We start from the raw sequence: 21071 nt of genomic DNA, 5'->3' as shown, positions 1-21071 counted from the left end.
CCCTTAAGTTCGTATACGGAGAACCTAATGACCCGCGCAATTATTTACTTCGTGCTCGGCGCCGTACTGCTCGGCCTGGGTATTTGGTGGTGGACCATCGTAGGTCCGTCCTTCGCCTTCCTGGCTCCTATTATCCTCCAGGGCGTCGGCGGCGCGTTCATGGTCGCTGGTTGGGCAGTTATGCTCGACGTTCATGCGCCAACCTCCCGCAAGCTTTAAAGCCTGCGCATTTTTGATGCCTCTTTCCCGTCTTTGGGGAAGGGGCATTTTTGATCTCTTGGGTGCGCGTTGCAGCTGCCGGGGTAGAGTGAATAACCATGAATGAGCAGAATCCATCCCGCGTACTGTCTGGCATCCAACCCACGGCTGATTCCTATCACCTGGGTAACTACTTGGGAGCGCTGAAGCAGTGGATCGATCTGCAAAACGGCTACGAGGCCTTCTACTTCATCCCTGATCTGCACGCGATTACCGTCGAGCAGAATCCGGAGGAGTTGCGCAACCGCACCGTCGCGGGTGCCGCACAGCTTATTGCGCTGGGCATTGACCCGGAAAAGTCCACGCTTTTTGTTCAGTCCCACGTTCCGGCACATACGGAGCTGACTTGGGTGCTGCAGTGCCTGACCGGTTTCGGCGAGGCCTCCCGCATGACCCAGTTCAAGGATAAGTCTGCAAAGCACGGCTCGGATCGCACAACGGTTGGCCTGTTTACTTACCCAATGCTGATGGCAGCCGATATCCTCCTGTACTCCCCGGACTACGTGCCGGTGGGCGAGGACCAGCGCCAGCACCTGGAGCTAACCCGCAACCTGGCGGAGCGCTTTAACAACAAATACGGCGAGGTTTTCCGCGTTCCGGAACCATTCATTCCGGAAGGCGCTGCGAAGATCTATGACCTGCAGGAGCCGACTTCGAAGATGTCGAAGTCGGGAGATAACCCAAAGGGCCTTATTAACCTGCTGGATCCGCCTAAGACTTCCGCGAAGCGCATCAAGTCTGCGGTCACCGATGACTTGGGCGTTGTGGCCTTCGACCGCGAAAAGCAGCCGGGCGTGTCTAATTTGCTGGTCATCCAGTCTGCGCTCACGGGCGAGAAGATTGATGCGCTGGTGGAAAAGTACGCCGATAAGGGTTATGGCCACCTCAAGGTGGATACCGCCGATGCGCTGGAGGCGTTTACTACTCCTTTGAAGTCTCGCTACGACGAGCTCATGGCGGACCGCGGCGAGCTGGAACGCCTGCTGGCTAAAGGCGCAGAGGCGGCTTCGGAGATTGCAGAACCGCTCGTGGAGAAGGTTTACGAGGCAGTCGGATTCCTCCCCCGACTGCGTAAGTAAAAGCCAGCAATTCTGCGCGGTGGTGGTATGACACGCTAACCTGGGTAGTCTGAACTTATATGTGAAAACTCATACGTGAAAAGGACATGTTGCCCGTGGCTACCACCACCCAAACAGACTCTTCCAAGACGGACGACTACGGCATCGAACGCGCCTACGCTGATGACCCAAGTCCGGTAGACAAGGTGCGGGATAAGTCGCCTTTCATCGACCACATCATGCGCATGCTGGGCCGCTACGGCGAAAACGGCGGCAACCAGTTCGCCGCCGGCATCACCTATTTCTCGGTGCTGGCAATATTCCCGCTGTTCATGCTTACGGTGGCAGTTGCCGCAACGGTCTTGGCGAGCCGCCCTGACCTCATGCAACAGGTCCAGGATTACATTTCCAACTCCGTATCCGGCGACCTTGGCGGCACCATCAACGAGGTCCTAGAAACCGCCATCGCTCAGCGCGGCGCGATGTACGGCATCGGTGGCCTTACCACTCTCTGGTCCGGCTTGGGCTGGATGAATAACCTGCGTATCGGCATTTCTGCGATGTGGGATAAGGATCCGAACGAAACCCAGGGCAACTTCTTTACCCAAAAGTTGAGCGACCTTCTGGGCCTAATCGGCCTGCTGGTGGCGCTCATCGTCGCCTTCGGCGTTACCGCCGCGGGCTCGTCCGGTCTTACTCAGAAAATCTTTGAAAAGGTCGGTATCGCCTCCTTCCCGGGCATGGACGCCGTGATCATCCTGGCCGGTATTGCCCTCGGCCTGCTGGCGAACTTCCTCGTGTTCTGGTGGATGATCGTCTTCCTTCCACGCACAGAGGTCCCTACCAAGTCCGGCCTGAAGGGCGCGGCAATCGGTGCGGTGGCATTCGAGGCCATCAAGCAGCTTTCCACCGTGATCATGTCTTCTGCCTCCGGCAACCCCGCGGGTGCGGTATTTGGTCCGGTTATTGTGCTTATGGTCATGATGTACCTGGTTTGGCGCGTCGTACTTTATGTCTCCGCGTGGACCGCCACTACCGAAGAATCCATGGAGTTGGCGGAGCCACCAGTGCCGGAGCCTGCCGTGATCCGCGTGCGCAATGAGGTCAAGAGCGGACCGTCGACTAGCGTGACCCTCGGCGCAGGTGCGGCGATGGGTGCTGTGGTTGCCGGCATCGCGGCACTGCTACGTCGGAAGTAACATTCCCCGTCCCCGACACTATAATTTAGGCTCTGATTTAGACTACTTATTATGACTCCAGAATCCTTCGCGCCGAACCTGTACGAGCACTTTTCCCTCGACCATCGCAGCACTTCCCGAGAGCTGGGAATCTTGCTTGCTGCCAAGGACGCGCGTCTGGAGCAGATGGGCTTCGAGCTTGGCGACGACCGCCGGCAAGAAGCACAGATTGCCCACACAATCTTGTCTAACCCGGAAAACCGCGCCACCTACGATCAAGGCTTGGAGGATAGTTTCCAGCCCACCTGGGCGCAGCTGAGTGAGCTTGCCGCTTACGGCGAGTGGCCGGCGCAAATGCAGCGCCCTCAGCAGCCTTATGGTTTCGCTCCAACTGCGCAGGCCCAGGCTTCGCCCTTCGATCCTTTCGCGCCGCAGAATAAGGCGGCCGCTCCGGCACCGTTTAGCCCGTATCAGCCAGCGCAAGTTAACGCCGAGCGCCCGTTGGGCAGCACCCGTGCGCTGATGGCTATTGCGGACCTCGTCCTATGCGGCATGGTTTCTGCTCCGATTGCGGCAATAAGTGCGGGGGCCTCGGAGCTGTCAATGTCTCTTATCTTCGGGCTGTGCACGATTTTGTACTGCGTAGGCTTCGAAGTTTCATGGGGTGCAACGCCGGTAAAGAAGCTGTTGGGCTATGAGGTCCGTGACCGGACTTCGGGTGACAAGCTCAGCGTTATCCAGTCTTTGAAACGGCAGTGGTGGCGCGTTGTCACCCTCGTTCCAGGTTTGGGTGGGGCAGTCAGCTTCTTCGCCGCGATTTTCTACGCCACCACTATCAATCAGGAAAATGGTTTACTCGGTGCGCACGATAACCTCGCTAATGCCGAAGTAGTGAAAAAGCAGCGATAACGATAACCAGCAAGGCCACTGCTGCAGCGATGGCCCAGCCGGCCCAGCCCTCGATTTTCTCGAGGGCTGATTTTTTAGTTTCGGGGGCCTGCTGCGTGGTCTGCGGTGCGGGGCGAGGAGTTTCTTTCTGCGGGGCGTCGCCAAGCTTGCCGACGCCCGAGCCAGCCGGGACTTTATACGCGGCGTCGAGAAGCATCTGCGCCTGCTGCCACGCGCGGAAGCCGTGCTCGACGGTGGTATCTAAGATGACGGCCTGCAGGCGGCGGCCATCGCGGTCGAGTGCGCCAACGAAAGTGTGGTGTGCGTCTTCGGTGTAGCCGGTCTTACCGCCGATTCCGTGGGGATCGTTTAAATAAAGGCCGTTGTCGTTCCATAACTCGTAGCCAGGCAGTTCGCCCCAGCCGGGAAATTTGACGTGTTCGGTATCGACGATGCGGGCGAAAGTCTTATTTTGGAACGCCGCGCGGTAGATGATGGAGATGTCTTCCGCGGAGGTGGACATGCCGGCTGAATCGAGGCCCGAGTAGCTTGCCGCGTGGGTGGAGCGGGTGCCGAGCTTCTTCGCGAGCGCGTTGACTTTGCGTAGGGCCTTCTCATCGCCGCCAACTTGGCCGGCGAGGGCGTGGGCGGCGTCATTGCCGGAGGCCATCAACAGGCCCTCGAGGAGTTGTTCAACGGTGTATTCGCCGTCGGGGCCGATACCTACGGCGGAGCCTTCGACGGATGCATCTTCCATGGTGGCTTTGACTTTTTTGTCGAGGGGGACTTCCTCGATGACCACGAGTGCTAGAAGGGCCTTGATGATAGAAGCCGGCCGGTAGCGGCCGTGCGGGTCTTTCATGGCGATGATCTCGCCGGTGTCTAAGTCGCTGACCATCCAAGCGGAGGCGACGACGTCCTTATTGAGATCGAATCTTGGGGCGGCGGTGACACCACAGCGCTGCGTGGACTCGACAGGCGGCAGGGGAGTTGGGGTGGGCTGGCCCGGCGCGAGACGCTCCGAGGTGGAGACGGGCTCTCCGGGGCTAAGCGAGTGGGGGCAGTTATCGGTGTTTGGCGCTTCGGTCCGGATGGCCGAGGATTCGGCGTCCGTGCTCATTTCTGCGGCGTCTGCGTTGGTCTCGGCGCCTTCAACGTTTGGCTCAGCGTTGGAGTCAGGTTCGGACTCTGCGGGTGCAAAGTCTTGGGCCGAGGCAAGCGGAGCACTAGCGACGAGGCAGGCGGAAGCGAGGAAGGTAGCGATAACGTTTTTCATGGCATGGAACATCTTAGGCACAGTGCCTAGGATGTGTCTTATGCATGACGCACCATTAATTAGCCCAGAAAATAAAGATTCCGCGCCGGAGCTTATCGCTCGTCTTCCCAAGGTCGAATTGGATGCGGTTTTCGCGCCGGAATCTTTGCCCGCAGATAACGCCGCCTTAACCGCGGCGATGCGCGAATATGTTCAGGAATTGGCCGCGGCGAACGTGGTGTATGCAGAGATTCGTTTCGACCCACAGGCATTTGCTTTTGGTGCGGAAGCCGCTCTCGAAGCAGCGACAGCCGGCCTCGACGTTGCCGGAATTGATGCGCGTTTGTTGCTGACCAACGCCCCGCAGTCCGCTAGCGCCCGTTTGGGCTCGCAGGTCGTCGGTTTTGTGCTGGAAGGCGAGAGTGATCCGCAGGTTGTTGCGGATCTGCGCGCGAATTTCGTGCCTTTCGTTTTTGATGTCCGCGGCCTCGAATTCGGGGCGGTTGCTGCTGCTGTGCAGGCCGGTGCCACTCGTTTGGCGCATGCGACCCAGCTGCCGGATGATTTCTCCGCCGATCTCGAGGGCATCCAGCCAGGAACGGTCTCGAGTTGGATTCGGGATCGCCATCTGGCAGCTACCTTTGAGCCGCTGTCTTTTGAGGAATTCAGCGACCATCCGCTGCCGCTGCTACAGCAGCTGGGCTTTACCTGTGCCGTAACCGCCGGTTCGGGCAATCTCAATGAGGTGTTCCTGGCTTTAACCGAGCACTTTGGCTACGGGTTGGAGGAGTTTTTCGATTTGAGCGTGAAAGCGCTGGAGAACTCGTTTAGCACTGAGGAGGAGCGTCAGCACTTGCTGGAGACTGTCATCCTTCCCGCATACGAGGAGCTTTCTGACCCTGAGCTTGTAGGACCAGACACCGAAGAGTCCGTCGCCGCGGAATAGTTCCCCGGAGCAGCCGGCGAAGTAATGCCAGCACAAGCAAAAGACCCTGCATCGTAAAAGACCCTGCATCTTGCGATGCAGGGTCTTTTCACGTTGAGGCTAGAAGCGGGAGAAACGCTTGATGAGCATTTCCTCTAGGCCCTTCCATGTCTCTGCGTGGTGGTTATAAGGCTTCGAGGGGACGTAGCCTGCGTGCTCGGTGGAGCCCAGCATGTAGCCCAAGTAATCCTGGAAACGTGGGTTTTCGAGCATGTAGGAGTTAATAGAGTCGTCGCCAGCCCAGTCTGCGGCATCTGCGCAAACCTCGTAGCAGCGGCCCATCTGGTCTTGGTCGACTGCCTCGGGGCCCTTCTCGATATCGCGGGTAAGCCCGTTGAAGGTGTACTGATTATCCGGGTGAACGCTAAGCTCCAGCTCGCCAGCGTTGGCCGCGGAGACGAGTTCCTCCCAAGTGGAAACGCGGGCAAGATCATGCTCGTCGTTTTCCATAATCCAGCGAACGAGAGTCTTCGGGGAGTTGAAGGTGAAGATTTCGCCCCACTTGCCCAAGAACACGGGTTTGCCGTCTAGGTAGGTGCGCAGCGTATAAACCGACTTCATGTCTGCGGTGATTTTGACCGGATCGATGCCCGCCGCAGCCCATGGGGAGTTGTCATACGGGTCCGCTGCCGCCGCCGCAGCTTTGCGTGCCTCTGCCTTTTCCTTTCGTTCCTTCTCGGCCGCCGCGGTTGCGGTTGCGATGCGCTCTTCGGCTGAAGCGACTTGCGCCGAGTCTAACTCGGAAGAATCTACTACCTTGACGTTGGAATCGAGGTCCTCGATTACTTCCTTCCAGTTAGCAAGGATTACGCGGCCTACACCAGACCATTCGCTCATGCCTTGCTCGCCCGCGTAGTGGTCTGCACCGCGCGGGACGTTGCGCAGGATGGAGTGGGAGGCGAAGAAAATTACGGTGTGCTCGGCGCCGGCTACGTTAGCGAGAGACTCGGCTACCTCTAGGCAGCGAGCAACCGCGCTAACGTTTTCGTGGCTGGGGCGGCCGGCTAGGTGCGCCGGCATTCCGATGAGATCGAAGACTTCCTTCTTTGCTGGGCTGACGCGGTCTTCGGCACGCGCAGCGAACTCGGACCACTGTGGATGGTCGAGGAGATCATGGTGCTTTCCGGACTCCAGGTAGCACAGCATCTCTGCTTCGGAGTTGAACACGAGGACTGATTCCGCATCCCCCAAAAATGCCTGCCACTCGGAGCCATTCTGGCGCCACTTTGGCGCCCACAGGGTGTAGAAATCGCCCTCGGTCAAGGAGAGCTGGACTGGAACAATTGCGCGTGTGCTCATGGGCAAACAGTCTACCCAAACATTTTAGATTCGCCGTATTCGCATATCCCGAGTCCAGCGAGATACTTTTAGCCGGTGGGCCGCCAAAAGCCCTTGAAGGCCATACCCATATTGCTGGTGCGTAACGGACTCGTCTCCACCGGGCTGCCGGCTTCAATCATCTCACCGCTGCCTTTGTACATCGCGACGTGCCCGTCCCAAACCACGAGGTCTCCCGGCTGGAGCTCATTTGCGCTAACCTGCTTGCCCACGGTCTGTGCTTCCGCCGTGCGTGGAATCTCCACGCCTGCCTGGCGCCACGCCCATTGGGTAAGACCGGAGCAATCGAAGCCGCCGTTACCCGTACCGCCCCAAACATAAGGCGTACCGAGCTTGCTCATCGCCGCAGCGACTGCGGCCTTGCCCTGTGAGCTGCCCTCACCTGCGCTGGAAGAACCCGCCGCAACGGTAGAAGAAAGCCCAGCGACCGGCTTAACCTCGCTTGGTTTCTCACCATTTCCCAGCGCTATCTGCGGCTCGGCAGGCTCAGAGCTGCGGCCAATGACAGTCTTTTCCACCGCGCGCCGGGCAATGGGCAATAGCCGGCTGAGCCGCCGCCAACAGTTCGCTCAATAGCTGTTTTAAGCGCGCAAAAGCTTGTGCCAGATGGGACGCGATCAAACCTTGTATGTGCGCCCGAGCTGCCGCATTGATTGCCGGGTTCGGAACGAGCATGCCCAAAGCCACAGGGGCGGCCTTGGTCAACAGCGAGATTCCAATACCAATGAGGTCGCGGCCTGCAGCTTTAATCAGTTGTTGCGCCTGGGATACCGCGTTTTCTATGGTGGTGCGGTCTTCTGCAAGGACATTCGCGGCGTCGAGAAGCTTGGAAGGGTCACCGTGCGCAATTTTTGCCAGCGCCGGGACAGTCTCTAAATCCGGGACCTTTGGCAGCTCTACCGCCGGTAGCGCAGGAGGAGCCATCTGCGAAATCTGCCTTACTGCTGCCTCAATCATGAAAGAACACCTCCCAGATGAGCGGCAGTCGCAGAATCAGCGGCGTCCGCCTCCTCTGCCATGGCTACCGACGCCGCGGCTACCTCTTCCATATCCGCGCGCAGAGATTCCGTGCGGGAGTTGAGGTTGGCAACGGCGTCACAAAGATGAGCACCAAATGCAGAAAGTGAACCGTCAGGTATATGCGGAAGTGGAGGAGTGGTCTCTTGCGTAGCGGCAAAAAGTTCGCGGGCTAGATGTCGGGTGAATTCGGTATCAATCGTGAAAGTCGTCATAGTCATTTGGACTGCCCCAAAACCCAAACGGTTCCCAAAAGTTCTAAAGTGGGAAACCATGGACATCCACGTAGTAGATCACCCGCTTGCTGCTTCCCGCCTGACCATCATGCGCGATGCACGCAGTGATAACTCCACATTCCGCGCCGCCCTCAAAGACCTCGGAACCATGCTTGTTTATGAGGCCGCCCGCGAGCTTGACGTCGAGCACTTCGATTGCGGGACCCCCGTGGCAACAGCCGAAGGCACCCGCCTGCTCGACCCGCCCATCATCGTTCCGATTATCCGCGCTGGACTGGGCATGATTGACCCAGCTCTCGCCATGATCCCAGACGCGCAGGTGGGCTTCATCGGCATGGCCCGCAACGAAGAGACCCACGAGCCGGTCCCTTACCTAGAGGCACTGCCAGAGGATCTTTCCGGCCGCACCGTCTTTGTGGTGGATCCAATGCTGGCCACCGGCGGTTCCTTGCTGCATTCCCTAAAGCTGCTGGCAGACCGCGGAGCCACCCACATCACCGCAATCTGCATGGTTTCCGCGCAGGAAGGTGTCGATGCGCTGGCCAATTCTGGTCTGCCTGTGCGTCTGGTTACTGCCGCGATTGATTCGCACCTGAATGAAGACGCCTACATCGTTCCTGGTTTGGGCGACGCCGGTGACCGCCTCTACGGCCCGCGCAACATCGATTTCTAATCTGCGCTAGGCTAGCGGCCACGAACTACTTTTGGGGGAAAGGAAAGATTCGTGGCCAACAAAACGTGGGCGTTAGTAGGGCATGACTTTGCGGCGCGGCTACGGGGGATTCGTGCACGGCGCCGCATGTCCCAACAGGCTTTGGCGGAAATCTCGGGGGTCTCGCGCAGCCAAATCTCAAACTTGGAGCGTACGGATAAGGCGCTGCCGCTGCGAGCGGATCCGCAGCTTTCAACGATGTTTAAGTTGGCATTCGCGCTGGAAGTGCCACCGTCTGCGTTGCTGCCCGATGCGGAGCACATGCTTGACGAAGTCACCCCGTTTGCGCCCGAGTATATCGACCGGCGTCGCTTCGCTGCGGCCGCAGAATTTTAAAGAAGAAAAACTGCACCACTTGGTATATTCCGGCGCTGAGCTGCGTGGCTACCTGAACCGCTTTGTCTAGTTGTAGACTTTGAGGTCAGTAGAAAAATTTTGGGAGGTGCCGAGTGATTTCCACATTCGTGAATGAGTGGTTCGACAATCATCGCGCGGAAGTAATTGCATGGCGCCGCCATATTCATCGGCACCCGGAAACGTCCAACAATGAAGTTGAGACCACCAACTTCATCGCCCGCAAGCTCGAAGAATATGGGTTAAATCCGCAGCGTTTCCCGCAGACTGGCCTGATGGTTGATATCGGCCCTGATACCGAGCAGGGCCGTTTGGCCTTTCGCGCCGACATCGATGCACTTCCGGTTACCGAGGTCACGGGGTTGGAATACACCTCCGAAAACCCCGGTGCTATGCACGCTTGCGGCCACGACGTGCACACCACCATCGCTCTGGGGCTTGCGTGCGCTCTGGCGGATTTCGAGCGCGCGCATTCCTTGCCGTTGGGTGTACGCGTTATCTTCCAGCCAGCGGAGGAAGTATGGGTTGGCGGCGCCACGGATGTGATCGAGTGGGGCGCTCTTGAAGGGGTTAACTCCATCTTTGCGGTACACGTGGAGCCGAAGCTGCGCGTAGGCCGAATTGGCGTGCGTGCCGGGGCGATTACCTCTGCAACCGACGTCGTCGAGCTCGAGATCAAAGGCCCAGGAGGTCATACCTCCCGCCCGCACCTTTCTGCAGACGTCGTCTACGCTTTGGGCAAGGTCATCACGGAGCTGCCGGCCCTGCTGTCGCGCCGGGTGGATCCGCGGACGGGAACGGTCTTGGTCTTCGGACAGGTCAATTCCGGCTATGCGCCGAACGCAATGCCGGAGTCCGGCACGCTAACGGGCACCATGCGCACCGCGGACATCGGTATCTGGCGCGGCATGCAAGCGCTATTTTCGGAGCTCGTGGAGCAGGTATTGGCGCCGGTTGGGGTGGAACACGAGCTCACGTATCACCGCGGCGTTCCGCCCGTGCTTAACGACGACGTCTCTACCGCACTGCTAGCATCTGCCGCACAGGCCATCGACCCGCAGTCCGTCGTCCAGGCCCCGCAATCCTCCGGCGGCGAGGACTTCTCTTGGTACTTAGAACATGTGCCGGGCTCCATGGCGCGTTTGGGCTGCTGGTCTGGCGAGGGCGAGCAGCACGATCTGCACATGGGGGATCTCAATGTCGACGAGCGCTGCATCGGTGTAGGCGTGAAGCTTTTCGGCTCCGTGGTGGAGCAATTTACCAAGGTGCAGGAATAGGGGAGCAACCATTACACTGTCTTAAGGATTAGGTCCTTAAACACTCTATAAAGGAGCATTAGACAGTGACGAAGGAAACGCTAGACGCTGCAATCGAAGATGCCCCGCGCATCGTTATCATCGGTGGCGGCCCAGCAGGTTACGAGGCGGCCATTGCCGGAGCCAAGTACGGCGCACAGATTACCCTGGTTGAAGAGCAGGGCCCCGGCGGTTCTTCCGTCTTGCTGGACTGCGTTCCTTCCAAGTCCTTCATTGCTGGTGCAAACCTGCGCACCGACTTCCGTCGCGCTGAAGCCATGGGGCTCAACGAGCAGCTCGGCTCAATGCAGCTGAAGCTGCAGGCCCTGAACGAACGCGTGCAGGCGCTGGCCGGCAAGCAGTCGGCAGACGTTCGTGCAGGTCTGGAGAAGATCGGCGTCAACGTTATTGACGGCCGCGCGAGCTTCAGCGAGGACCAGCATGGGGTGCAGGGCGCGGCGCACAAGGTCGACGTCGTCAAGCGCGAAGGCGAAACTGAAACCCTCGAGGCAGACCTCGTGCTCGTGGCTACCGGTGCCACCCCGCGCATCCTGCCGGGCGCGCAGCCAGACGGCGAGCGCATCCTGACCTGGCAGCAGGTCTATGACTTGAAGGAAGATCCGGAGCACCTCATCGTGGTCGGTTCTGGCGTGACCGGTGCGGAGTTCGTTTCTGCTTTTGCAGAGATGGGCGTCAAGGTAACCATGGTGGCTTCCCGTGACCGTATTCTGCCGCATGATGACGCCGACGCAGCCGACGTCCTCGAGACCGTTCTGGCTGAGCGCGGTGTTGAGCTGGAGAAGAACTGCCGCGTTGAGACCGTTACCCGTACTGAAGACGGCAATGTTGTGGTCAAGACGCAGGACGGCCGCGAGATTCATGGCTCGCACGTCATCATGTCCATCGGCTCCATCCCGAATACCCAGGAACTTGGCCTTGAGCACGTTGGTGTGGCTACTCAGAAGTCGGGCCACATCAAGGTCGACCGCGTTTCTCGCACCAACGTCGCGGGCATCTACGCAGCCGGTGACTGCTCCGACCTGTTCCCGCTGGCTTCCGTGGCCGCTATGCAGGGCCGTATCGCGATGTACCACGCACTTGGTGAGGGCGTTTCGCCGTTGCGTTTGAAGACTGTCGCCACGGCCGTCTTCACGCGCCCGGAGATCGCAGCTGTGGGCTTTACCCAGGCTGAGATTGAGGCTGGCGAGGTTTCCGCGCGCACCATTACGATGCCGCTGAACACCAACCCGCGCGCGAAGATGCGCTCGCTGAACCACGGCTTTGTGAAGCTGTTCTGCCGTGCTACCTCCGGCCGCGTCATTGGCGGCGTGATTGTTGCTCCGACTGCCTCCGAGCTCATCCTGCCCGTCGCGGTTGCCGTGACCAACCAGCTCACCGTGAACCAGCTGGCGGATTCCCTGGCGGTTTACCCGTCCCTGTCCGGCACCATCACCGAGGCCGCCCGCCGCCTGGTTGCCCACGACGATCTGGAGTAGACACTGCTCAAACGCCCCCGAGGGCGGCCCCGGCGGCACAAATTAAAGGCAGCTGGTCAGACCAGCTGCCTTTTTGCTGCGCTTTCTCCGTGCTTTTGCCGCTCCCGCGGCCTAGGCCCGGGCCAGGAAGAGGTAGGCCAGCAGCGCGATAAAGCCCACGGCCAGGGCCGCCAGGCCCGTCAGGTTGATGGACGCGGTGCCGGTCAGCGCGATGAAGGACCCCACTCCCGCGATGATGAGCGCGGCGCCGAGGCCGCCCACAATTTTCGGCATCCGCGGCGCCTGCGGGCGGGCCAGGATGGCTACGAGTGCTGCCACCGTGACTATCAACGCTACCCATTCCATTACTCGAAAAGCCGTACCAAACTCCATGGACATGCAAGCGATCGCGACAACAATCGATACGAGCGAGAGAAAGCTTAAAACTCTTGCATTTGTCACCTAAATCATCTCCAATCCGGTGCTCAAGGGGCTAGTCGAAATAAGAAGCGGCAGTGACCGCACCATAATAAACATCGGCGGTGGCTTCACAGGAGCCCCGGGTAGCTCCGGGGCCGTAAGTCGCACGGCAGTTGTTTTTCATGTTGTCACGCAAGGGGCCGTCGCACGCGTGATCGTGGTGACCAGCGGCTTCAATGCACATGTCGTGAATTGCGCAAGGTCCGTGGAATGGGGCATTTGGCCCGATCGGATTCGGAAACTCGTCGGGGGAGTTGGAGCAATAGTCGTGAAGACGCTTCTGAGGATGGTTTGGATCGAATAGGTAATTTCCGGGAACCCCAATCACGTCCTCATAGTTGACAGTAGAGTCCTGGCCAAGGTCCTTGGCTGGAATGAATACGAGGTCAACGGTATCCGCAGAATCAGAGTTTTGGAGTGAGATTTCGCTGTCGGATGACGAGAGCCGTACTTCCGATAATGCACCGCTCGCGTCGACCGCTTTTGCAATCTCAACGACTCCTAGAAGTTCTCCGGACGTATCTACCAAGTTAACTGAATCGGCATCAGTAGTTTCGATGAATGAGGAGTTTGATGCAAATGTTTTGTGCCTATAAGTGCAGGTCGCTGGGGCTGGCGTTGAGATCGTGGTGCGCCTCGACGCCGGACTGCGGGAAAGCACGCTGGGGGCAGGCGCTGCGCGGGCAGGTGGTGCACCCGGGCCCGATAGGGGTGGCGGCGGCCGGGTTGAGGTTGAGGCCAGGATCCGGAGGAGTACACCAAAGACTCCGAGCACATCCGCCGCACCGCGCTGGAGCTTATGGCGAAGCTGCCGACTATCGTCGCACTAGACATCCGCCGTCGCCGCGGTGAAGGCTACATCGAGCCTTCCCGCAAGAAGGGCTTTGCGGAGAACTTCCTGTGGATGGTCTTCGGTGAGGAAGAAGGATCGCCGGCTACGTCCCGCTCCGACATCGAAGCTTTTGACAAGTCCCTCATCCTTTACGCTGAGCACTCTTTCAATGCCTCCACCTTCGCCGGCCGCGTTGTGACCTCGACGATGTCGGACACCTTCTCCGCCGTCACTGCCGCCATTGGCGCACTGAAGGGTCCGCTGCACGGTGGTGCTAACGAGGCCGTGATGAAGAACTTCCTCGAGGTCGGTGACCCGGCCAAGGCGGAGGAGTGGACTCTAAACAAGCTCAAGAACAAAGAGCTCGTCATGGGATTCGGTCACCGCGTGTACAAGAACGGTGACTCCCGCGTTCCGACCATGGAGGCTGCCTTCCGCGAGCTGGCCAAGGACCACGGCCAGGAGCAGTGGGTGGAGATGTACGAGAAGATGGCTAAGACCATGTACGAAAACACCTCCATCAAGATCCAGCCGAACCTGGACTTCCCGGCTGGACCTGCCTACCACATCCTGGGCTTCGACATTGAGTTCTTCACCCCGATCTTCGTGATGGCCCGCATCACCGGCTGGACCGCACACATCGTGGAGCAGAACGAGAACAACTCTCTCATCCGCCCGCTGTCTGCCTACAACGGCAAGGAGCAGCGCTCCGTTCCGCCGAAGGAAATCTAGTTAGCAGTTGCGCTGGACGACGGGCGCTGCACGTAGCGAAGGCATGTCATGCCAACGCCACCTGCAGCGCCTAGTGCTATTGCGCCTGCAGCCACAAAAAGTGCCTTCCAATCGATGGCGAAAGTGAGGCCATCTCCCATTGCGTAGGCCATTCCGGCAAGTGGGAGAATTCCGCCGAGACAGCCAGTAATGATCGCAGCACATGCCAGTGCGCTCGCGGTGAGTACAACAATTTTTAGGTGCCAGGAAGAATCGAGGCCCAGTACTCTAAAGGTGGTCTGGATTGCTTCGGTAGCCCGAGCGAGGTGCCGCGAGAAAACAAAGGTTACGGCTAACGCGCTGAGCAGCGCGGCTGCCAAACTGATGTAGAACGCCTGCGGTGTCGAAGAGGTTTGAACCAGCGGCAGTAGTACGAGCTCGTGGGGGATACGGGCTTGCGCAGCGCTATCAAGAAAGCGCTTTTCTTGGTCTTCCTGGAGACCCGTAAAGACCCATTGTGTCCTACCTGCCGGTGCATCTAGTTTCTGCGCCGTGGATTCGAGGATAATTCCTCCAGCCAGCTTCTCCCAGTGAGGTCCGAAGTCGATACTCACCGCTGGAAGGGTTGTGGGACTGGGATTTCTGCTCGTGCTGATTGAAGCATGGTCATGGTCGATGAATCTGTTATCGCGGACCAATGCTCCGGTCGCAAGGACATCTTTTTCCGAGGCAGTAAGCTCTCGGTCTAAGAGCCGTTCTACGTCATGAACGGATTCGACGCCCAGTACACCAAAAGTCCCCGACATCTCCGTGGGCATTTCCAGCGTGGCTTGGACATAAGAAATACGAACTGGGGCGGGCACACCCAACGCAGTGGCGACGTGCTGAACGGAATCAGCGTTTGTAGCTAGGCCATCATCTGTCTTCTTTAAAACGTGTGCCTGGTTTGGGGCGATTGTCGACGTCAAGCTGTCGTTCTCACTGGCTGTAAAACTGGCTGACATCGAACTACTGAACACCGCGGTTCCCATGCACAGGACCAACAACACCAGACCCGTACCAATGAGTTGACGGTGTTTTTCGGCAAATCTCAGGGCCACGCCTGCTGGAGTGTAGGGCCGGCTGGTTCGCGGACAGCGTGCGAGAAGAAGAGAAAAGACGATGCACATCGCCACGGTTGGCGCTGGCGCCCATGTTTCGAATACGTCGGGCCCCAGCAGTGCTGCAGCGAACGTGAAGAGGACAGCGACAAGGACAATAACGACTGCACCCCAGCGTAAGAATGATGCCGATGGGGTCGGTGTCGGGAAGTCCTTCCAGAACGGATGAGGTTGAGCCGACGGCGCGGTGGCAATAGCACCAATCAGGAGTGCTGCTAGCGAGCTAGCGAGAAGAAGCACTAACCATTTCCATGGAATCAGGACTCCAGGATCAGGCAAACCTCCAAGTCCAGAAATGAAAGGGCGCGCACATTGTGCCAGACCTGCACCCAATACGAGTCCTGCGACGGAGTACATCAAGGCTGAACGAAGCAGGATGAATGCGCTGGACTTCCACAATAGGAAGGGCGAGATTCCTAGCTCGAAAAACCGCTGGCTCAACGGGCGAAGTACCTGGTAGGTAATCCGCCACAGGAAGAAGATCAAAGCGCATGGGATGACAACGGCGAACAGGCCGAAGAAGAAGGAATAGCTATCGGCGAATCCTGAAGGCGGCGTTGCGAGCAAGCTTTCTCGGGTGAGAAGCGATGCCGAGAAGGCGTCGTCAAGCGCTGCACGATCGACGAGGTCTGCATCCCCGATCTGACTCCTAATGAACTCGGTGAGGGCTGCAGGAGTCTTTCCTTCGGAACCGAAAACAATTGGCCGGACCGAAGCGGAGGTCATGGAATAAGCGTCAGCGCCGATGGTGTTCCACGTTCCCGACGCGCCGTACACAGCTTCTTCATGCTTGTGGAAGGAATTCGATGCAACGCCAACGATACGGAGAGGTAGCGTGCCGTTGAATGCAGTTGTGTTCTCTCCAAGACTAAGGTTCACGTCCTCGGTGACTACTACCTCGCCAGGAGCGCTAGGCCAATGGCCCTGAACCAATGCCAACCCAAAATCGGGAGCTTGATCTTCCCAGTGAGACTCCTTGTAGACAAGGGAATTTGAAGGATCGCTATCGACATAGAGATCGTAAGTCTCGAGCTGGGCAGTAAATCCCCGCTCTGGGGAATCAAGTTGTGGCAGCGTCTGCTCAACCACGCCCGCCCGCGTGTACACAGGCACGTCCACGCGCACGGCGTTGTTTCCCAATTCTGACTGCGCCTTCTGCTGCGGGGACAACGTCATGAAGAGAACGGCTGAGACAGCAAATGCGAATAATCCTAAGCACACTGCGATAGCCGCTGCGCCGAAACGATATCTTTTCGAAGAGTGCACGACTTTCGTGATCAGTTCATTGAGCATGCGGGGCTGCTTTCCCAAGCTGACCATCGATCAGTGTGTAGGCGGTGCTGCAATAGTCCAGCATGATGGGATCGTGGCTGGTCGCTATCACGGTTGTGCCAGTTGATGCGAGCTTTTTGAAGAGTCGAAAAATGCCATGGGAGTTCTCGGAATCGAGCGCAGCAGACGGCTCGTCAGCCAAGAGAACTTGCCGGGCACCGGACAGCGCTCGGGCGATTCCTACTCTTTGGCACTGTCCGCGCGACATCTCTGCGGGAAATCGTTGAGCGAGTTCTGCAAGTCCTACCTGGGCTAATGCCTCGGAAGCCTTGTCGCGTGCTGCCTTCTCATCGAACCCCGCTGCTGCAAGCACAAGCACGACATTTTCGAGCGCGGTGAGTTCATTCATCAACAGGTCGTCTTGGTGGACGAAGCCGATTACGTTGCGGCGCAAGGCAAGTAGTTCCTTGGGAGCAGCGGTGGATACACAGGTATCGAAGACTGAGATTGAGCCTTCATCGATAGGTAGAAGACCTGCAACCGCGCGCAGGAGAGTGGTTTTACCGGAGCCGCTCTTTCCCGAAATTCCGAGAAACTCGCCTTTATTGACCTCTAGACTTGCGCCCTTGAGAACATGCGTGCGCTGGGCGCCTTCGCCTAAATACTTGTGAACGTTAGAAATGGTGACTGAGTTCATGAGTTCTTTACAACAGAGAGGCTCACGTCAAGGTCGTTGACCGAGGCTTGAGTGGGAACAGGAATGGCTGGTGGCGAGACCACAGCCTGCAGCTGGTATCCGTCATTCAAAATGAATCCTTCAGAAGCGAAGGACGAAGTTGGTTTGTTAACTTTATCGAAGTATAGCAACCCTGAAGAATGTATGTCACGAGGTTTATATCTTTGCGGCAGAGGGGTAGTTTCCGCCCGCTTTGATTCTAAAACGATATGGGTTGGGGTGTTTAGAGGTATGCATGGTGAGTTTAGTGAGAAACTGAACAATTTCTGTTGAGCTATATGTCGAGTTTTGCCTCACGTGAGTACGAAGGGCACTACTCTGAGATCTGTATCGTGCTTATCTGAAAGGATTACTCCCAGTGTCTGATACCGCCCACAAATCCTTCTCCAAAGTCTTGGTGGCAAACCGCGGCGAAATTGCCGTGCGTGCTTTCCGCGCGGCCTTCGAGGTTGGTGCCAAGACGGTCGCCATTTACCCCAAGGAAGACCGCAACTCCTTCCACCGTGCGTTCGCTAATGAGGCAGTGCGCATTGGTACCGAAGGCCAGCCGGTCAAGGCTTACCTGGACATCAATGAGGTGATTCGCGCCGCCAAGAAGTCCGGTGCGGATGCCATTTACCCAGGCTATGGCTTCCTTTCGGAGCGTGCCGATCTGGCCCGCGCATGCCGCGACAACGGCATTAAGTTCATCGGCCCCACCGCTGAGACCCTGGACCTGACCGGCGACAAGGCTGCCGCAGTGGCTGCGGCCGAGGAGGCGGGTCTGCCGACTCTGAAGGACTCGAAGCCCTCGACGGACGTCGACGAGCTGGCGGAATACTCCAAGGACTTTGAGTTCCCCGTCTTCGTAAAGGCAGTTGCCGGCGGTGGCGGCCGCGGCATGCGTTTCATCGAGAACGAGGCGGAAGTCAAGACCAAATGCGCAGAGGCATCCCGCGAGGCAGAGGCCGCCTTCGGTGACGGCCACGTCTACCTTGAGACCGCGGTGATTCGCCCGCAGCACATTGAGGTGCAGATTCTGGCTGACTCCCAGGGCAACGTCATGCACCTGTACGAGCGCGACTGCTCCGTGCAGCGCCGCCACCAGAAGGTCGTGGAGATTGCCCCGGCGCCGACCCTGGATCCGGAGCTGCGTGACCGCATCTGTGCGGACGCCGTGAGGTTCTGCGAGCACATCAATTACGAGGGCGCCGGCACGGTTGAGTTCCTCGTGGATGAGAAGGGTAACCACGTCTTCATCGAGATGAACCCGCGCGTGCAGGTCGAGCACACCGTGACCGAGGAGGTCACGGGCGTGGACATCGTGAAGTCCCAGATGCAGATTGCCGCGGGATTCTCCCTCGAGGAGCTGGGCCTCAAGCAGGAGGACATCCACATCACCGGCGCGGCCCTGCAGTGCCGTATCACCACTGAGGATCCTTCCAACGGTTTCCGTCCGGATACCGGTACGCTGACCCAGTACCGTTCGCCGGGCGGTGCGGGCGTGCGTCTCGACGGTGCAACGGCGGTCGGCGCAGAGATCTCCCCGAACTTCGACTCCCTGCTGGTGAAGATGACCTGCCGTGGCGCCACTTTCGAGCAGGCCGTAGTCCGTGCGCAGCGCGCGCTCAACGAGTTCACCGTGGCCGGCGTGGCCACCAACATCGGCTTCCTGCGCGCCCTGCTACGCGAGCCTGACTTCGTCAACACCCGCGTGGACACCAGCTTCATCCCGGAGCACCCGGATTTGCTCAAGGCTCCGCCGGCCGTCGATGAGTCGGGTCGTATCATCGATTACATCGCTGACGTGACCGTCAACAAGCCGAATGGCGAGCGCCCGACCACCCTGCGTCCCTTCGATAAGCTGCCGGATCTGGACTTTAACTCCGAGCTGCCACGCGGTTCCCGCGATGAGTTGCTGGAGCTCGGCCCGAAGAAGTGGGCAGAAAAGATCCGCAAGCAGGACGCCCTGGCGGTCACCGATACCACCTTCCGTGACGCCCACCAGTCCCTGCTGGCCACCCGCGTGCGCGGTACCGACTTGGTTACCGCTGCAGAGGCCGTCGCTCGCATGACCCCGGAGCTGTACTCCGTGGAGGCATGGGGCGGCGCTACATACGACGTCGCCATGCGCTTCCTCAAGGAGGACCCGTGGGTCCGCCTGGACCTGCTGCGCGAGGCTATGCCGAACCAGAACATCCAGATGCTGCTGCGCGGCCGCAACACCGTCGGCTACTCCCCGTATGCAAACGACGTGTGCAACGCCTTCGTGCAAGAGGCAGCGAAGTCCGGCGTCGATGTCTTCCGTATCTTTGACGCGCTTAACGACGTCACACAAATGCGTCCTGCCATCGATGCCGTGCTGGAGACTAACACCACCGTGGCCGAGGTTGCGATGGCATATTCGGGCGATATGTGTTCGCCGCAGGAAAAGCTCTACACGCTGGATTACTACCTGAAGCTGGCCGAGGAAATCGTGAACACCGGTGCACACGTGCTGGCCATTAAGGACATGGCTGGCCTGCTGCGTCCGGAGTCCGCTTCCAAGCTCGTCATGGCGCTGCGCAAGGAATTCGATCTGCCGATTCACGTGCACACCCACGACACCGCGGGAGGCCAACTGGCCACCTACTTCGCGGCGGCGCTGTCGGGCGCAGACATCATCGATGGTGCCTCTGCGCCGCTGGCCGGCACTACCTCGCAGCCTTCGCTTTCTGCCATCATCGCGGCCTTCTCCAACTCCTCGCGCGATACCGGCATCGACTTGCAGTCGGTCTCTGACATGGAGCCGTACTGGGAGGCCGTGCGCCAGCTCTACCGTCCGTTTGAAAAAGGCATCCCGGGACCTACCGGCCGCGTGTACCACCACGAGATCCCCGGTGGACAGCTGTCCAACCTGCGCGCGCAGGCCACGGCCTTGGGCTTGGAGGACCGCTTCGAGGTCATCGAGGACACCTATGCCGCCGTCAATGAGATGCTTGGCCGTCCGACCAAGGTCACCCCGTCCTCGAAGGTCGTCGGCGATCTCGCGCTGCACCTCGTGGGTGCGGGCGTTAACCCAGCAGACTTCGAGGCTGACCCGACCAAGTACGACATCCCGGATTCCGTCATCGCGTTCCTCCGCGGCGAGCTCGGTACCCCTCCGGGCGGCTGGCCGCCGCTGCGCGACAAGGTGCTAGAAGGCCGCACGCCTGGCGACGTCTCGGTCAAACCGATCCCAGAAGAGGAAAAGGCGCACCTAGCTTCTGCCGATTCCAGCGAGCGCCGCGCTAGCCTTAACCGCCTGCTTTTCCCGAAGCAGTTCGAGGAGTTCAACGAGTTCCGCCGCACTTATGGCAACACGGAGGCGCTGACCGACACCGTGTTCCTGTATGGCCTCGAAGAGGGCAACGAGTACATCGTGCATTACTTCCCGGATGGCTCTAATGACCGCGCGGATCTGAAGACGATCACTTTGCGCCTTGACGCCATCGGCGAGCCGGACGAGAAGGGTCTACGCAATGTGGTCTTCAACGTCAATGGCCAGATTCGCCCGATGAAGGTGCGCGACAACAACGTCGAGTCCACCGTGGCCACGGTGGAAAAGGCAGATCCTTCCAACGATGGGCACGTGGCGGCGCCGTTTGCGGGCGTCGTTAACGTCACCGTTCAAGCCGGAGACGAAGTCAAGGCGGGAGATCAGGTGGCCGTCATCGAAGCGATGAAGATGGAAGCTTCCATCTCCGCTACCAAGGACGGCAAGATCGAGCGCGTGGCTATTGGTAAGGCCACCAAGGTCGAGGGCGGAGATTTGATCGTCGTCATCGACTAAAACACAAAAATCGCTCCGAATACGCGCTGTATTCGGAGCGA

19 protein-coding genes and 2 pseudogenes are annotated in these 21071 nt (G+C 59.0%); 11 read left to right on the top strand and 10 right to left on the bottom strand.

The genetic code is table 11. The features are described 5' to 3' along the window. The first annotated feature begins 27 nt into the window (after positions 1-27). The 4 genes from HMPREF2935_RS03160 (at position 28) to HMPREF2935_RS03145 (ending at position 3403) form a co-directional block, all read left to right on the top strand. Positions 28-219, top strand: coding sequence for a hypothetical protein (locus HMPREF2935_RS03160; RefSeq protein WP_049147434.1), 192 nt, complete (start codon positions 28-30; stop codon positions 217-219). Between the two features lie 98 nt (positions 220-317). Then, positions 318-1337 (top strand): tryptophan--tRNA ligase, encoded by a 1020-nt coding sequence (gene trpS / locus HMPREF2935_RS03155; protein WP_061920716.1) that lies wholly within the window; start codon positions 318-320, stop codon positions 1335-1337. Between the two features lie 95 nt (positions 1338-1432). Next, entirely contained in the window at positions 1433-2515 is a 1083-nt protein-coding gene (locus HMPREF2935_RS03150) for a YhjD/YihY/BrkB family envelope integrity protein (protein WP_070732141.1), read from the top strand. Between the two features lie 51 nt (positions 2516-2566). Next, positions 2567-3403, top strand: coding sequence for an RDD family protein (locus HMPREF2935_RS03145; protein WP_062042072.1), 837 nt, complete (start codon positions 2567-2569; stop codon positions 3401-3403). On the opposite strand, the gene HMPREF2935_RS03140 is transcribed toward HMPREF2935_RS03145, so the two are convergent. Beyond that, a complete protein-coding gene (locus tag HMPREF2935_RS03140; protein ID WP_070732139.1) occupies positions 3372-4658 on the bottom strand; it encodes a D-alanyl-D-alanine carboxypeptidase family protein in 1287 nt (428 codons plus the stop codon). The two genes, HMPREF2935_RS03145 and HMPREF2935_RS03140, sit on opposite strands and share 32 nt — an antisense overlap. A gap of 40 nt (positions 4659-4698) precedes the next feature. Here HMPREF2935_RS03140 and HMPREF2935_RS03135 point away from each other — a divergent pair, with 40 nt between their 5' ends. Then, positions 4699-5583, top strand: coding sequence for an amidohydrolase family protein (locus HMPREF2935_RS03135; RefSeq protein WP_246817770.1), 885 nt, complete (start codon positions 4699-4701; stop codon positions 5581-5583). A 99-nt stretch (positions 5584-5682) separates the two neighbouring features. Here the strand turns inward: HMPREF2935_RS03135 and HMPREF2935_RS03130 are convergent, their stop codons facing one another. From HMPREF2935_RS03130 to HMPREF2935_RS03115, 4 genes are all read right to left on the bottom strand, one after another. After that, the gene (locus HMPREF2935_RS03130; protein ID WP_070731954.1) at positions 5683-6921 is read right to left on the bottom strand and encodes a hypothetical protein; all 1239 of its coding nucleotides are present in this window, start codon (positions 6919-6921) and stop codon (positions 5683-5685) included. Between the two features lie 68 nt (positions 6922-6989). After that, positions 6990-7478 (bottom strand): C40 family peptidase, encoded by a 489-nt coding sequence (locus tag HMPREF2935_RS13815; protein ID WP_371326228.1) that lies wholly within the window; start codon positions 7476-7478, stop codon positions 6990-6992. Next, on the bottom strand, positions 7447-7917 hold the full coding sequence (locus HMPREF2935_RS13810) for a hypothetical protein (RefSeq protein WP_070731952.1): 471 nt from the start codon (positions 7915-7917) through the stop codon (positions 7447-7449). The genes HMPREF2935_RS13815 and HMPREF2935_RS13810 overlap by 32 nt, the downstream gene beginning before the upstream one ends. Beyond that, positions 7914-8198: a hypothetical protein gene (locus tag HMPREF2935_RS03115; protein ID WP_061920725.1), complete on the bottom strand. Its 285-nt coding sequence runs from the start codon at positions 8196-8198 to the stop codon at positions 7914-7916. Before HMPREF2935_RS03115 ends, HMPREF2935_RS13810 begins: the two co-directional genes overlap by 4 nt. A 52-nt stretch (positions 8199-8250) precedes the next feature. Here HMPREF2935_RS03115 and upp point away from each other — a divergent pair, with 52 nt between their 5' ends. The 4 genes from upp to HMPREF2935_RS03095 all read left to right on the top strand — a co-directional run bounded on the left by upp (position 8251) and on the right by HMPREF2935_RS03095 (position 12070). Continuing rightward, positions 8251-8886, top strand: a complete 636-nt coding sequence (gene upp, locus HMPREF2935_RS03110) for a uracil phosphoribosyltransferase (protein WP_070731950.1) — start codon at positions 8251-8253, stop codon at positions 8884-8886. Between the two features lie 51 nt (positions 8887-8937). Continuing rightward, the gene (locus HMPREF2935_RS03105; RefSeq protein WP_062035772.1) at positions 8938-9261 is read left to right on the top strand and encodes a helix-turn-helix domain-containing protein; all 324 of its coding nucleotides are present in this window, start codon (positions 8938-8940) and stop codon (positions 9259-9261) included. Between the two features lie 113 nt (positions 9262-9374). Then, positions 9375-10556, top strand: a complete 1182-nt coding sequence (locus tag HMPREF2935_RS03100) for a M20 family metallopeptidase (protein ID WP_062042062.1) — start codon at positions 9375-9377, stop codon at positions 10554-10556. 65 nt (positions 10557-10621) lie between these two features. Further along, a complete protein-coding gene (locus HMPREF2935_RS03095; RefSeq protein ID WP_246817769.1) occupies positions 10622-12070 on the top strand; it encodes an NAD(P)H-quinone dehydrogenase in 1449 nt (482 codons plus the stop codon). 111 nt (positions 12071-12181) lie between these two features. On the opposite strand, the gene HMPREF2935_RS03090 is transcribed toward HMPREF2935_RS03095, so the two are convergent. The 3 genes and pseudogenes from HMPREF2935_RS03090 to HMPREF2935_RS12590 form a co-directional block, all read right to left on the bottom strand. Further along, positions 12182-12448 carry a hypothetical protein gene (locus HMPREF2935_RS03090; protein ID WP_160330553.1) on the bottom strand — a complete coding sequence of 89 codons (267 nt, stop codon included), beginning with the start codon at positions 12446-12448 and terminating at the stop codon, positions 12182-12184. Between the two features lie 94 nt (positions 12449-12542). Then, complete coding sequence (locus HMPREF2935_RS12940) at positions 12543-13058, bottom strand: hypothetical protein (protein WP_141756003.1); 516 nt, start codon at positions 13056-13058, stop codon at positions 12543-12545. 61 nt (positions 13059-13119) lie between these two features. After that, positions 13120-13266: pseudogene (locus tag HMPREF2935_RS12590) on the bottom strand (short-chain fatty acyl-CoA regulator family protein); the annotation flags it as partial. A 2-nt stretch (positions 13267-13268) separates the two neighbouring features. Between HMPREF2935_RS12590 and HMPREF2935_RS03085 the strand changes: the two are divergent. Then, positions 13269-14093: pseudogene (locus tag HMPREF2935_RS03085) on the top strand (citrate/2-methylcitrate synthase); the annotation flags it as partial. Here HMPREF2935_RS03085 and HMPREF2935_RS03080 read toward each other — a convergent pair. Next, positions 14090-16525, bottom strand: coding sequence for a hypothetical protein (locus tag HMPREF2935_RS03080; protein WP_070731949.1), 2436 nt, complete (start codon positions 16523-16525; stop codon positions 14090-14092). The pseudogene HMPREF2935_RS03085 and the gene HMPREF2935_RS03080 overlap by 4 nt on opposite strands. Beyond that, a complete protein-coding gene (locus tag HMPREF2935_RS03075; protein ID WP_062042040.1) occupies positions 16515-17201 on the bottom strand; it encodes an ABC transporter ATP-binding protein in 687 nt (228 codons plus the stop codon). Before HMPREF2935_RS03075 ends, HMPREF2935_RS03080 begins: the two co-directional genes overlap by 11 nt. Before the next feature lie 397 nt (positions 17202-17598). On the opposite strand from HMPREF2935_RS03075, the gene HMPREF2935_RS03070 reads away from it, so the two are divergent. Then, positions 17599-21030, top strand: a complete 3432-nt coding sequence (locus HMPREF2935_RS03070; RefSeq protein WP_070731947.1) for a pyruvate carboxylase — start codon at positions 17599-17601, stop codon at positions 21028-21030. The last annotated feature ends 41 nt before the right edge of the window (positions 21031-21071 follow it).

Source organism: Corynebacterium sp. HMSC076D02 (assembly GCF_001813815.1).
Lineage (GTDB): Bacteria > Actinomycetota > Actinomycetes > Mycobacteriales > Mycobacteriaceae > Corynebacterium > Corynebacterium simulans.
Note: the sequence above shows the minus strand (reverse complement) of the source record. Positions and strands in the feature narration are given on the sequence as shown.

What these genes read in the sequence shown, in the direction of transcription:
- HMPREF2935_RS03090 (WP_160330553.1), bottom strand. Translation starts at nt 12,448, where the DNA reads ATGTCCATGGAGTTTGGTACGGCTTTTCGAGTAATGGAATGGGTAGCG.
- upp (WP_070731950.1), top strand. Translation starts at nt 8,251, where the DNA reads ATGGACATCCACGTAGTAGATCACCCGCTTGCTGCTTCCCGCCTGACC.
- HMPREF2935_RS13810 (WP_070731952.1), bottom strand. Translation starts at nt 7,917, where the DNA reads ATGATTGAGGCAGCAGTAAGGCAGATTTCGCAGATGGCTCCTCCTGCG.
- HMPREF2935_RS03145 (WP_062042072.1), top strand. Translation starts at nt 2,567, where the DNA reads ATGACTCCAGAATCCTTCGCGCCGAACCTGTACGAGCACTTTTCCCTC.
- HMPREF2935_RS03080 (WP_070731949.1), bottom strand. Translation starts at nt 16,525, where the DNA reads ATGCTCAATGAACTGATCACGAAAGTCGTGCACTCTTCGAAAAGATAT.
- HMPREF2935_RS03130 (WP_070731954.1), bottom strand. Translation starts at nt 6,921, where the DNA reads ATGAGCACACGCGCAATTGTTCCAGTCCAGCTCTCCTTGACCGAGGGC.
- HMPREF2935_RS03115 (WP_061920725.1), bottom strand. Translation starts at nt 8,198, where the DNA reads ATGACTATGACGACTTTCACGATTGATACCGAATTCACCCGACATCTA.
- HMPREF2935_RS03135 (WP_246817770.1), top strand. Translation starts at nt 4,699, where the DNA reads ATGCATGACGCACCATTAATTAGCCCAGAAAATAAAGATTCCGCGCCG.
- HMPREF2935_RS03075 (WP_062042040.1), bottom strand. Translation starts at nt 17,201, where the DNA reads ATGAACTCAGTCACCATTTCTAACGTTCACAAGTATTTAGGCGAAGGC.
- HMPREF2935_RS03140 (WP_070732139.1), bottom strand. Translation starts at nt 4,658, where the DNA reads ATGAAAAACGTTATCGCTACCTTCCTCGCTTCCGCCTGCCTCGTCGCT.
- trpS (WP_061920716.1), top strand. Translation starts at nt 318, where the DNA reads ATGAATGAGCAGAATCCATCCCGCGTACTGTCTGGCATCCAACCCACG.
- HMPREF2935_RS03160 (WP_049147434.1), top strand. Translation starts at nt 28, where the DNA reads ATGACCCGCGCAATTATTTACTTCGTGCTCGGCGCCGTACTGCTCGGC.